This window comes from Pantoea sp. V106_11 (assembly GCF_029967885.1).
Classification (GTDB): domain Bacteria; phylum Pseudomonadota; class Gammaproteobacteria; order Enterobacterales; family Enterobacteriaceae; genus Pantoea; species Pantoea ananatis.
This window is the reverse complement of sequence record NZ_JASCAK010000024.1, coordinates 34,511-46,907: the sequence shown is the minus strand read 5'-3', so window position 1 is coordinate 46,907 and position 12,397 is coordinate 34,511. Positions and strand designations below refer to the sequence as shown.

At 54.7% G+C, this 12,397-nt stretch carries 12 protein-coding genes; 8 read left to right on the top strand and 4 right to left on the bottom strand.

Going from position 1 to position 12,397, the window contains the following annotated elements:
* Position 1: 1 nt before the first annotated feature.
* Genes hslR through QLG08_RS07540 form a run of 3 tightly spaced genes read right to left on the bottom strand, consistent with a single transcriptional unit; the run spans position 2 to position 3,257 of the window.
* Positions 2–403, bottom strand: a complete 402-nt coding sequence (gene hslR, locus QLG08_RS07550; RefSeq protein ID WP_013027517.1) for a ribosome-associated heat shock protein Hsp15 — start codon at positions 401–403, stop codon at positions 2–4.
* On the bottom strand, positions 400–1,068 hold the full coding sequence (yrfG, locus tag QLG08_RS07545) for a GMP/IMP nucleotidase (protein ID WP_014594785.1): 669 nt from the start codon (positions 1,066–1,068) through the stop codon (positions 400–402). Before yrfG ends, hslR begins: the two co-directional genes overlap by 4 nt.
* 53 nt (positions 1,069–1,121) lie before the next feature.
* Entirely contained in the window at positions 1,122–3,257 is a 2,136-nt protein-coding gene (locus QLG08_RS07540) for an intracellular growth attenuator family protein (protein WP_013027515.1), read from the bottom strand.
* A 382-nt stretch (positions 3,258–3,639) separates the two neighbouring features.
* Here QLG08_RS07540 and nudE point away from each other — a divergent pair, with 382 nt between their 5' ends.
* Complete coding sequence (gene nudE / locus QLG08_RS07535) at positions 3,640–4,206, top strand: ADP compounds hydrolase NudE (protein WP_013027514.1); 567 nt, start codon at positions 3,640–3,642, stop codon at positions 4,204–4,206.
* Positions 4,207–4,261: 55 nt separating this feature from the next.
* Here nudE and mrcA read toward each other — a convergent pair whose 3' ends face one another.
* Complete coding sequence (gene mrcA / locus QLG08_RS07530) at positions 4,262–6,814, bottom strand: peptidoglycan glycosyltransferase/peptidoglycan DD-transpeptidase MrcA (RefSeq protein WP_014604852.1); 2,553 nt, start codon at positions 6,812–6,814, stop codon at positions 4,262–4,264.
* Between the two features lie 116 nt (positions 6,815–6,930).
* Here mrcA and pilM point away from each other — a divergent pair, with 116 nt between their 5' ends.
* The 7 genes from pilM (at position 6,931) to aroB (ending at position 12,352) form a co-directional block, all read left to right on the top strand.
* The gene (gene pilM / locus QLG08_RS07525) at positions 6,931–7,734 is read left to right on the top strand and encodes a pilus assembly protein PilM (protein WP_145032864.1); all 804 of its coding nucleotides are present in this window, start codon (positions 6,931–6,933) and stop codon (positions 7,732–7,734) included.
* Positions 7,734–8,276 (top strand): PilN domain-containing protein, encoded by a 543-nt coding sequence (locus QLG08_RS07520; RefSeq protein WP_014594783.1) that lies wholly within the window; start codon positions 7,734–7,736, stop codon positions 8,274–8,276. Before pilM ends, QLG08_RS07520 begins: the two co-directional genes overlap by 1 nt.
* The gene (locus QLG08_RS07515) at positions 8,269–8,757 is read left to right on the top strand and encodes a hypothetical protein (RefSeq protein WP_210476314.1); all 489 of its coding nucleotides are present in this window, start codon (positions 8,269–8,271) and stop codon (positions 8,755–8,757) included. Before QLG08_RS07520 ends, QLG08_RS07515 begins: the two co-directional genes overlap by 8 nt.
* A complete protein-coding gene (locus QLG08_RS07510; RefSeq protein WP_014604856.1) occupies positions 8,744–9,136 on the top strand; it encodes a HofP DNA utilization family protein in 393 nt (130 codons plus the stop codon). The genes QLG08_RS07515 and QLG08_RS07510 overlap by 14 nt, the downstream gene beginning before the upstream one ends.
* Entirely contained in the window at positions 9,069–10,340 is a 1,272-nt protein-coding gene (gene hofQ, locus QLG08_RS07505; protein ID WP_072006666.1) for a DNA uptake porin HofQ, read from the top strand. The genes QLG08_RS07510 and hofQ overlap by 68 nt, the downstream gene beginning before the upstream one ends.
* Before the next feature lie 363 nt (positions 10,341–10,703).
* Positions 10,704–11,225, top strand: coding sequence for a shikimate kinase AroK (gene aroK, locus QLG08_RS07500; protein WP_013027507.1), 522 nt, complete (start codon positions 10,704–10,706; stop codon positions 11,223–11,225).
* A 38-nt stretch (positions 11,226–11,263) separates the two neighbouring features.
* Complete coding sequence (gene aroB, locus QLG08_RS07495) at positions 11,264–12,352, top strand: 3-dehydroquinate synthase (protein WP_014594780.1); 1,089 nt, start codon at positions 11,264–11,266, stop codon at positions 12,350–12,352.
* Positions 12,353–12,397: the final 45 nt, after the last annotated feature.

Sequence of the window (12,397 nt, the reverse complement as noted above, 5' to 3'; positions counted from 1 at the left end):
TTTACTCATCGCCCGATAACTTAAACTTCATCAAATCGCGGCGTTCTTTCTTATCGGGCCGGCGATCGGGATGGGGCATGGTCAGCGCATTCATCTTGCGTGCCAGAGCCACTTTTTCACGTTTTTCAATACTGGCTTCGGTTTCGCGGTAAAGCAGCTGTGCTTCACTGGCGGGGCGCCGCTGCTCGCTGATTTCGGCAATGACGACTGTTCGCTCCTCATTGCCCTGACGCAGGGTTAACTCAGCATCCCGTTCGACCAGTTTACTGGGTTTACTCCGCTGACCATTGTAATGAACCTTGCCACCTTCAATCATTTCGCGCGCAATCGAGCGGGTTTTGTAGAACCGTGCCGCCCAAAGCCATTTATCAAGACGAACGCCTTCGTCGGGTTTCTCTTTCATTGCTGCTCCCAGAACGGAATCAGTGTGCGGTAGTCGCTGATCGCACAGTGACGCTGAAAGTGTTGTTCAGGACGGCCAGAGTCAGGATTACTGACGCCCAGGCACCAGCCGATTCCCCATGATTTGGCGGCATCGAGGATGATTTCGCTGTCATCGATGAACAATGTCCGCGATGCATCAAAGCCAGTGTGCTGCTCAACCGCCTGCCACAAACGCTGATCTTCTTTCGGATAGCCAAAGGTATGGGTGGAAAGCAATAAATCAAGGTGTGGTGCTAAAGCTGTCTGTTTGAGTTTCACATCCAGATTCCAGGGATGCGCATTGGTCAGCAGGATGGTGCGCTTACCCGCGCGACGCAGTGCCTGTAGAAAAGGCAGCGTATCCGCGCGGATACTGACCCGGTGACGTTGTTCCCAGGTCATGGCATGAATGTCCAACTGCAACGCCTGTGACCAGTAATCCAGACAATACCAGTTTAGCGTATGCGCTACGGCCTGATATTTTTCTTCAATAATCAGCCGGGCCTGAGCAGCAGGGATGCCGCGTTGGGTGCTCAGGATGTCGGGGACATGCTCCAGCCAGAAAAAGCGGTCAAACGCCAAATCAAGCAGCGTGCCGTCCATATCGAGCAGCACGGTGTCAATGTCGGACCCGTTGAACATCATGGCAATTCACCCGTTGCTTGTCAGCGCAACAGGGTAGCACAGTTGCAGGTGGCTCAGAATATGGAGCGCACGCCCTGTATAGTGTTAAGCGAGGGATTAAAGCACTTATCGTAATACTGCTGGATAGCAAGCATTCGCTGGCGGTTAAGATGGATGCGCCGCAGTGCCAGCAGACCGTTGGTAATGGCGCAGGTCAGCAACACGATAAGCAACAGTGCGGCGCCCAGATAGCGCCATTTTGCCATGGCGTCAGGCTCATTGTGCAGGGCGATATGACGCGTGCCGTTGGCATCGGTATAAATGCCGGTAATGATGCCTGTAGCGCTAAACGGTGTGTGCAGCAATAAGGAGGACAGACGCTGCAACTCTTGCCACTGCGAACCCGCATCCAGATCAAACAGAGGAACGGCAGGCTGAGGCTGATTGACGAGCTGATGCCCTTCATCACTGGCGATAACAAACCCGCCTGGCGGTGGGCTGTTCAGGTTTTCTGCGGCGCGGCGCGTTTCGCGGAAGAAGAAGGTAGAGGTTGCCGTGTGCACCAGGTTTTCCAGCGCCTCCGCACTGACCGGACGCAACAGGACATTCATCCCGTTTAGCTGGCCAGAATCGGCACGGCTGACTAAGGTGTCCCAGTCTTTGGCATTCCCCAGATTGACCAGCGCATTTTTGAGTCGCATACAGTCCTGTGCCTGATTGCAAAGCGCCTGCGTTTTTAACACGAGGTCCGAAAAGTCATCCAGCAGAATCATGCCTGATTTCTGAATCGCCGACGCTAACTGTGGGTTCAGTTTGGGATCGGTGTTCGTTTCAGGATGGAGCTGCCTGGTGGTGGTGTCCAGCAACGCCGAGGCTTTCTCAATAATATCTGAGTGGGGCAGCGGCAGCGGTGTGGCGTTATTCCAGTAAATTTGCGAGCAATCGAACGGCATATAAGTATAGGTGCGGTTGCTTTGGTAGTTGTCCGGTACCGCACACATACCGGTTCCGGTGACCTTAAGGCTGTCGCCTACTTTAAGATCTTCACGACTCAGCTGGTTTACGCTATTCACATCCAGGCTCTCCGTCCCTTTAGCCCATGCCAGACTGAGTTTAATGGGCATACTGAGGGGGATCCAGGTGATCAATAAGGCCAGAACAATCAGCGAGCCAACGGCAAGAACAACATTTTTCCGCCAGCGCTGTAGCGGAAAATTCCTTACCTCGTCCTGAAGGGAAAGGAAGCGCCCCTGGCGTACTACCTGACGATTCAGATAAATATCGACATCCGTTACCTGACCAAGATCGTGCGCGACGTAAGGCTGCCAGTGTGCAGGATAAGCCAGATCGATGATCCCCAGCGTAATGTTGCTCTGCTCCTGATTTGACTCCCCAAACAGGCCCCAGCGCTTAGGGGCCCCGCGCAGGCAGTGAATTTCGCGCAGGCCATTTTCACCCGGTACGCGATACATCAGCCACAGGCTGGCGACAATCATCATGCCAGCAAGGACGGATAGCCAGATCATCAGGCTCGCGGGCAGCAGCAAACCAATAAAAAACAGCAGCAGGGCAAATGAGATAATTACGGCTTCGCGCGTACCATCGGGACGAGACAGTCGGTATTCTTCCAGCGTTTCTTTGCGTACTCGTACCAGCTCGACGTTTTCACTTTCGGCTTTACGGATCGAGGCGTTGGTGGAGGACGGACGTATCAGATTGGGTAGCGACTGCTGATCGATAGCGTAATCCACCAGAGAATGCCCGTTCAAAGAGATGATCAAGGGGATCGACTGGGTGCGGATTAACTCAACGTAGTTTTCGTCCGTAATATACTGTTCCCACAGCGGCGGCAAATGCACTTCGACTTCATCGAGGTAGTAGCGCCACTTATGCGGATCGTCCGTGGAAAGGCCATAACGGGTTATCGCCCGCGTAACAGGGTAAACGTTGTTGCTTTGTGCCGTGAGCACCAGTTTTTCATGACGACGACGGGTTTCACCCGGGCTGAGGATACGGGGCTGTTTTTCCAGTGCGGCAAGGTATTGTTCAACCGCCTTGCGCTCCCGCTCAGAGAGTTTACGGCAGGGCGGACTAATGAATGGCAGCGGTTTCGCCAACGGCGGCCTGCGCCGCATAGCGTACCAAAATCCAATACCTGCCAGAATTGAACAGGTTAGCACTACGGCCAATATAATAATTATTGTGCTCATGCTTTGCTCAATTCAGCCAAAATACTGCCTTCACTTTAAACTTATTATCCCCAGATGCGCCGGATAGTTAAGACGACTTATGGGAGGTTAAACAACGCTGACAAGTTTAACAATAAACGAAATAGTAATGTAAATCATTTAATTAGGCGTTATTACATCACACATTGCCAGAATAGTAACCACAGTGCACAGGTTATTGTATCGGCATTGTCTGAATTTTGGCGTGAGATATTGACTAACACAAATTTTTTGTACCTGAGAAACCAGTGTTATCGTAGAAAAACAACATACGCTTCGCGTGCGCCTTGAGAGTCGCACAATGGCGGAGGGTTAGGTATGCTAATTCGTTCCTGAGTGCTGGCGCAGCAAGTTTGAGGCTGATATGAGAAAGTCGTTAAAAAAACCGGACATCCTCAATGTAGAAACCGTGGCGAAGTCACGATTGTTTACTGTTGAAGCGGTAGATCTGGCCTTTAGTAATGGCGCACGGCGTATCTACGAGCGCATGAAGCCCTCGGAACGTGAAGCGGTGATGATCGTGCCGATTATTGACGATCACCTGGTGCTGATTGAAGAGTACGCGGTGGGCCTGGAGAGCTACGAACTGGGCTTTCCTAAAGGCTTAATTGATCCGGGTGAAACCGTAAATCAGGCTGCCGATCGGGAACTTAAAGAAGAAGCGGGATTTGGTGCGGGTCAACTGACCACCCTGGGCAAACTGACCCTGGCGCCGTCCTACTTTTCCAGCAAGATGAATATTGTGGTGGCGGAAGGGCTTTATCAGGAGAAGCTGGAAGGCGATGAGCCTGAACCGCTGGTCGTCCATCACTGGCCGTTGAGCAATCTGCTGGCTTTGTTGCAGGAGCCTGATTTTCGCGAGGCACGCAACGTCAGCGCATTGTTTATGGTGCGTGAGTGGCTGGTTAAGCAGGGACGTATCAGTTATTGATGGGCCGTAAAAGCAGTTTTCGGTGAGCAGGGGCGACTTGCGCCGCCCCTGAAGATTAAAACAGTTCGTGGCTCTCGCCATTATCCATGATGGTTGTCCCTGCATCATGTACCGAATACTCGGTTGGCTGAGTACCATTGATAAAGTATTCCTGGCGCGTATTGCCCCCGCCGTTGGCCAGTTTGCCGGTGCTGCGATCGATAGTAACCGTCACAATCCCCTCTGGTGGCGTCAGCGGCTGCACAGGAACGCCCTCCAGGGCAACCTTCATGAAGTCATCCCAGGCAGGCTGTGCACTCTTCGCGCCGCCCTCGTAACCCGAGATCTGATCGGGAATGGCGCCGGAAAGCGTACTGCGGCCCAGATCGCGGCGCGCATCGTCAAAACCAATCCACACCGAGGTCACCACGCCAGGCCCGTACCCCGAGAACCAGGCATCTTTGGAACTGTTGGTTGTCCCCGTTTTACCACCGATGTCATTACGTTTCAGGTCGCGGCCGGCACGCCAGCCTGTTCCCATCCAGCCCGGTTCGCCAAAAATGTTACTGTTCAGCGCGCTCTTAATCAGGAATGACAGCGGTGTATTAATCACATGTGGCGCATACAGCTGTTCGCCACCTGACTGTGGCTGTGCAGGTACCTGCTCCAGCTCAGGCTGCGGCACCGTCTGGTTTTGCTGCTGAGCGGAAGGCGCAACGTTCTCAACGCTTTCGGCGTTCAGCGCCAACGCTTTTTTGGTTTCACCGTAAATCACGGGCAGGTTGCACTGTGGACAGGCAATTCTCGGTTTTTCTTCGAAAACGGTTTGTCCCTGCTCATTTTCAATCTTGCTGATGAAGTAAGGATCAATCAGGAAACCGCCATTCGCCATAACCGAGTAGCCGCGCACGACCTGCAGAGGCGTAAACGAGGCTGCACCAAGGGCCAGCGATTCGGTATGCACAATATTCTGAGCCGGGAAGCCAAAGCGCTGTAGGTACTCTGCAGCATAGTCCACGCCCATCGCACGCATCGCACGCACCATCACCACGTTTTTCGACTGGCCAAGGCCCTGACGCAGACGAATCGGACCATCGTAGGTCGGCGGGGAGTTCTTCGGACGCCAGTCAGCCCCGGCACCCGCATCCCAGCGGGAAATAGGAACGTCATTAAGAATGGATGCCAGGGTTAATCCCCGATCCATCGCGGCCGTGTAGAGGAACGGTTTGATGTTCGAACCGACCTGGCGCAGGGCCTGGGTGGCGCGGTTAAACATGCTTTGGTTAAAGTCAAAACCGCCCACCAGTGCACGCACGGCACCGTTGGCAGGATCCAGCGAAACCAGTGCCGAGTTAACATCCGGCACCTGGCCCAGCCACCATGTCTCACCGACCTGGCGCACCCAAACCTGCTGGCCCGGCTGCAGAACCTGAGTAATGCTCTTAGGGGTTGGCCCCTGCGCCGTGTCCGACTTAAAGGCACGCGCCCAGCGCACGCCTGCCATGGTCAGCGAGACGTTGCTGCCATCTTTCATCATAACGGTGGCTTCATCGCTCTGGACATGTGTGACCACGGCCGGGTGAAGCGGGCCGTATAACGGCAGGTCTTTTAACGCCTTAACAATTTGCGCCTGTCCCCACGCGGGCTCGCCAACTTTCCACAGCACGCTGGTAGGGCCGCGGTAGCCGTGGCGCATATCGTAGGCCATCACGTTATTCCGAACGGCCTCCTGCGCGGACTGCTGCAGACGACGTGTGACGGTGGTATAAACCTTGTAGCCATCGGTATAGGCGTTGTTGCCATAACGTTTTACCATCTCCTGACGCACCATCTCACTCAGATAAGGCGCAGCGAAGACGATTTTAGGCCCATGATAAGTGGACACTAAAGGCGTATTACGTGCTTCATCGTACTGTTGCTGGGTGATGTAGTGCTGATCCAGCATGCGGGCAAGGACGACGTTGCGGCGTGCTACCGCACGGCTGTGCGAATAAAGCGGGTTAAACGTCGAAGGCGCTTTAGGCAGGCCTGCGATGGTCGCCATTTCACTTAATGACAGCTCATTGACAGGCTTACCAAAATAAACCTGTGAGGCTGCGCCCACGCCGTAAGCCCGATAGCCGAGATAGATTTTATTCAGATACAGCTCAAGAATTTCGTCTTTATTCAGCAACTGCTCGATGCGAATCGCCAGGAAGGCTTCCTTTATCTTACGCATCAGGGAGCGTTCCGGACTCAGGAAAAAGTTACGCGCCAGCTGCTGGGTAATCGTACTGGCACCCTGAGAGGCATGACCTGACACCAGCGCAACGCTGGCAGCACGAAAAATCCCGATGGGATCCACACCGTGATGCTCATAGAAGCGGCTGTCTTCCGTGGCAATGAACGCTTTGACCATTTCAGGCGGAACCTGTTGCAGGCTAAGCGGTATACGGCGCATTTCACCGTACTGAGCGATAAGATCGCCCTCAGCGCTGTAAACCTGCATAGGGGTTTGCAAACGCACATCTTTCAGCGTGTTAACGTCGGGCAGCTGTGGCTCAATGTATTTGTACAAACCATAAATCGAGCCAGCTCCCAGCAAGATGCAACACACTGCAAGGATCAATAAATACTTTACGAACTTCACCTGAGATTTCCCATCTGTTGTCGTTTGGGCAGTTTATAAGCAACCGCGCAGTAGTATAAAGGCAAGCCAGACGCTTTGATATGTCCATTTTTCTGGACGATAAGGAGATCGCGCGCATGACTTTGCACACCTGGCAAATTGGGCTGGATATCCAGAACAGGCAGTGCTGCGCCATTGCCATCCTGCGTCGCCGCCAGGGCTGGCAGTTATGCCACTGGTGGCAGCAGCGGCTGGCGCAAGATACGTTAAGAAACGGCGTGCTGCAATCTTCCCCTGAATTGCTGACCGTGTTAACCCGCTGGCGCAAGCGCTTGCCTCTGCGCTACTCACTGCGTGTGGGCCTGCCTGCCCAGCTGGTATTGCAGCAGCCGCTTTCCCTTCCCGAACTGCCGTTAAAAGAACCCGCATTAAGCCGTTTCATCCAGGCGGCGGCCCAACGCCTTTTTCCCGTTGACGTGCGCGAACTGGCGCTGGATTACCGTCTCGATCCCACCCATAACCAGCTGTGTATTACGGCAGCCCGGCTTGATGTGGTGCAACAGTGGCTGGCCCCGCTGACGCAGGCAGGACTCAAGCCCCGCGTGTTTGAACTGGCTACGCATGCGCTAAAAATGGTGACTGAGCAGGCGCAATTAGCAGCGGGAAGTGTAGTGGTTTTACGACAGGATGCACGTTACCTGTGGAGTGACGGCATCAGTGCAGCATCTTTGGCTGAAGTGGACGGGTTATCGGCTCTGCGTGAGCAGGCCTTTCCGCAGGCAAGCCACCTGTTTTATTGCGATGCCGACAACCTCTCGTCTCCTGAGGGTACGCGTCCTTTTTCACCCTTCCAGCCACTTCGCTATCAGCCGCCTTTACCTGACAATCCCGGTGCGTTCGCGCTGGCAACCGGGCTGGCGCTGCGAAAGGAGGATCGCTGATGGTGGCGGTTAATCTTTTACCCTGGCGGGCGTGGCGCTGGCAGCGTCAACGGTGCCAGAGCATTATCGCGCTGGGCCTGACATTACTGCTCTTAACGCTGGCGGTGCTCCTGTTGTACTGGCAGGAACATCAGGCTCTCATTCATGTCCGGCGGCAGCATGCTCAACTCAGTCCTGTTCTTGAGCGCCTTGTTGCGCGAGCAGAGCAGCAAAAACATCTGCTGCAACAGCTGGACGGGTTGCAGCAACAGCGTATCTGGCTTCGTCAGCAGTCCAGGCAATTCAGCGTCTGGCAGCAGCTTTGGCAGGACCTGCCGGTCATGCTGCCCGATGGGCTGTGGTTAACGCGGCTGGAAAAGCACGATGCGCAGTTGCTGCTGGAGGGCAGGGCACTGCAAATGCAGGCTATCCGCCATTTTCGTCAGCGCTTAACGGGCGTGGCTTTTTTTGCACATATTCGGCAGGGCAATGTGCAGCGCCAGCCAGAAGGGGATTACCACTTCACGCTGCGCATTACACTCAAGGAGGAAGTCAGTGAGTAACGCTATGCAGCACTGGTTACAGTTAACCTGGCCGCTTCGCTATCTCAGCCTGCTTGCGGCAGCCTTTGGGCTGTTCTTTGTTGCCTGGTGGATGCTGTTGCAGCCGCAGCGGCGGGTAACGCACGAAGCCCGGTTTCAGTTGGCGCAGCAGCAGCAGCGGGTGCAACAGCGGCAGTTTCAGCTGGCTCAGCATCCTGACATTGCGACATTACAGGCTCAGTTGGTGCTGGAAACGGCAAGACAACCTGCAGCGCCACGCATGCTGGAGGCCATCATCGCGGAGCGGGGGACGCAGTTAATGCAGTGGCTTACTGATGAAGAGCCGCGGGTGCTGACGTTCCACCTGCAATGGGTGCAGTTTCAACCGCTGTTTTCAGCGTTGTCGCAATCAGCGACGGCATTTCCGGGGCGTTTTCAACTCACCGCACATCCGGCGCATCTGGTCGCGCAACTCTGGCTGCAATCCGATGAAGCCCGTTAGCGTCATCCTGGTATTGCTCTGCTGCGGCGCCGTTCATGCGCGCGATCCTTTTCGTCCTCTTCCCGGTACGGCTTGTCTGGCAGACGTTGAGCCGCTCAGCGAATGGCGCTTACAGGGCATTGTGGGTCGTGCGCCGAGGTTTCAGGGCTGGCTGGTGACGCCGCAGGGTCATGGCGTGAAAGTTCTCAGCGATCGCCCTTTCCCGATGGGGCCGTGGCAAACCGTGCAGTTCACGTCGCGTACCCTTGAGCTGTCAGTACCGGGCAGTTGTTCATCTCAACGTTTCACCTTTCGTCTCAAAGGAAGCCTGCATGATAAGGACAGCGATTCTGACGTGGCTGGTGCTATGCCTGATGCCCGCTCACGCCAGCCACGATGACGGCTTAAGCCTGGCATTTGATGATGCACCTGTTGAACGTGTTTTGCAGGCGCTGGCTGATTATCAGCACATTAACCTGATGATTTCGCCTGAGGTTGAGGGAAGACTGTCATTGCGGCTGGAGAATGTACCCTGGCAACAGGCGCTGTCGCTGGTCGGCCGTATGGCTCGCCTGACCTTACTGGAAGAGGAGAACGTTCTGCTGGTTTATCCTGAGAGCTGGCAGCAGCAACGGCATGAGGCCGAAAAGGCACAACAGGCCGAAGCTTTACAGCAACAGCCGCTCCAACAACGCAGGATCCCCCTGCACTATGCCAGTGCCAGCGACGTCCATCGCAGCCTGCAGAGTGAACGGCCATCGCTGATGACCGCGCGCGGCAGTGCAACGGTTGACAGCCGGACCAACAGCCTACTGCTGCGCGACAGCCCGTCGGCGCTTGAGGAGACTGCGCGCTGGATACGTGCACTGGATGTCCCGCTGGAGCAGGTGGAACTGGCGGCGCATATCGTCACCATCAGCGAAGAGCACTTGCATGAACTGGGCGTCAACTGGCGGCTGTATAACGAAGGCGACGTCATAAATCGTGCATTACGTCATCCTTTACTTGATATTCCATTGGGGCTGAATTCCCACGACGTGTCTGTGGGCGTCACGCTGTCGCGGATTGGCGGCAAACTTCTGGATTTAGAACTCAGCGCTCTGGAGCAGGAAAATCAGGTGGAAATTATCGCCAGCCCGCGCTTGTTTACCTCCCACCAACAAACGGCATCCATTAAGCAAGGCACTGAAATCCCTTATGAAGTCTCTGCCGGCAATAGCGGAGCGACCAGCATTGAGTTCAAAGAGGCGGTGCTGGGCATGGAGGTCACGCCTGCCGTTTTAGGCAATGGCCGCATTCAGCTCAAAATACGCATCAGTCAGAACGTGCCGGGTCGGGCGGTTCAGACCGGCGATTCACAGGTTTTGTCCATTGATAAGCAGGAAATTGAAACTCAGGTCACGGTCAGTGACGGGCAAACGCTGGCGCTGGGGGGAATTTTTCATCAGCAGCGCACTCGCGGGCAGCGCCAGGTTCCGCTGCTCGGTAATCTTCCTGTTGTGGGCAGCCTGTTTCGGCAGCATGCAGAAGAGCAGAGAAAACGTGAGCTGGTCATTTTCATGACGCCGCGATTGGTCAGGGAAGCAGCGCTTTCGGCACGATAAAACGGAAAATGTGCCCATAAAGTCCAACTGCGTTGACGCAGGGCTGGAATTAGCTTACAAGGTTTAGCGATTTTTAACACGTTGTAAGCGTCTTTGTTGGAAAAACCAGGCAAGCAGATGAAAGAATTCCTCTGCTCGCCGTGATGTCACAACGCTGTACTGACGCATTACAGTTTCGCGAACGACGGGCCAATTCAGAAATGGATGTGCTGTAAGCAATATAATCGGTTGCCAAACAGCCTTGAGTGTTGAGATAATTTTTCGTCTGACTCTTGCTAACGCTCATGAGGTCTCAGTTCCTGTCCCGCCAGCAAAATGCTGAAAGCGGGGTATCATTAACGAATTCTTAGTAATACCGACAAAATGGCAGAGAAACGCAATATCTTTCTGGTTGGGCCGATGGGTGCCGGCAAAAGCACTATTGGCCGTCAGTTGGCTCAGCAACTCAATATGGAGTTCTTCGATTCCGATCAGGAAATTGAGCGACGCACCGGAGCGGATGTGGGCTGGGTTTTTGACGTTGAAGGCGAAGCTGGCTTCCGCGATCGTGAAGAAAAAATCATCAATGAACTGACCGAGAAGCAGGGCATCGTCCTGGCGACAGGCGGTGGCTCCGTAAAATCCCGGGAAACACGTAATCGTCTCTCCGCTCGCGGCGTCGTGGTGTATCTTGAAACCACTATTGAGAAACAACTGGCACGTACACAGCGTGATAAAAAACGCCCCTTACTGCAGGTAGAATCACCGCCGCGTGAAGTGCTTGAAGCGCTGGCAGGTGAACGTAACCCGCTTTATGAAGAGATCGCCGACGTCACTATCCGCACTGACGATCAAAGTGCAAAAGTGGTGGCGAATCAGATTATCCACATGTTGGAAAAAAGTTGATCCAACGTTTGAAGGCTCTTTGACAGGTATCGAGCATCATGGAGAAGATCACCGTTTCACTGGGGGAACGTAGTTACCCCATCACTATCGCCGCCGGACTGTTTAACGATCCGGCTTCTTTTTGGCCGTTAAAAGCGGGTGACAATGCCATGCTGGTGACCAACCAGACGCTGGCACCGCTCTACCTGGATAAGGTATCGGCTCTGCTGAAGGCGGCGGGGGTGAAAACGGATCAGGTGATTTTGCCCGACGGTGAGCAGTATAAAACGCTGACCGTGATGGATCAGGTCTTTACCGCACTACTGCAAAAACCCCACGGCCGTGATACTACGCTGGTGGCGCTTGGCGGTGGTGTCATTGGCGATCTTACGGGGTTTGCTGCGGCAAGCTATCAGCGCGGCGTGCGCTTTATTCAGGTACCGACAACGCTGCTGTCGCAGGTTGACTCATCGGTTGGCGGCAAAACGGCCGTTAACCATCCTCTTGGCAAAAACATGATCGGCGCGTTTTATCAGCCCGCCTCGGTGGTGATCGATACGGTGTGTCTTCGTTCACTGCCGCCACGTGAACTGGCTTCCGGTCTGGCTGAAGTCATCAAGTATGGCATTATCCTGGACGGTGAATTCTTTCAGTGGCTTGAGCAGAATCTTGATGGGCTTCTGGCACTGGATGAATCTGCACTGGCCTGGTGTATTCGCCGCTGCTGCGAGTTGAAGGCGGAGGTCGTTGCCGCAGATGAGCACGAGCACGGTCAGCGCGCATTACTGAATCTGGGTCATACTTTTGGTCATGCCATTGAGGCCCATATGGGCTACGGCAACTGGTTACATGGTGAGGCGATTGCTGCCGGGATGGTCATGGCGGCGCGCACGGCGCAACGTCTGGGCCAGTTCAGCGCACAGGACACCGATCGCATCATTGCTTTACTGCAGCGGGCCGGTTTACCGGTGAACGGGCCGGTAGAGATGCAGGCAGAGGACTATTTGCCGCATATGATGCGTGACAAAAAAGTGCTGGCCGGTGAATTGCGTCTGATACTGCCGCTGTCCATTGGTCGCGCTGAAGTGCGCGGTGGCGTGGCTCATGATATGGTGATGGCTGCAATTAATGATTGCCAGAAATCTTGATATTAAGCAGGTAAGTGGTGACGCGGCGCGCAGGTGCGCAGTGCG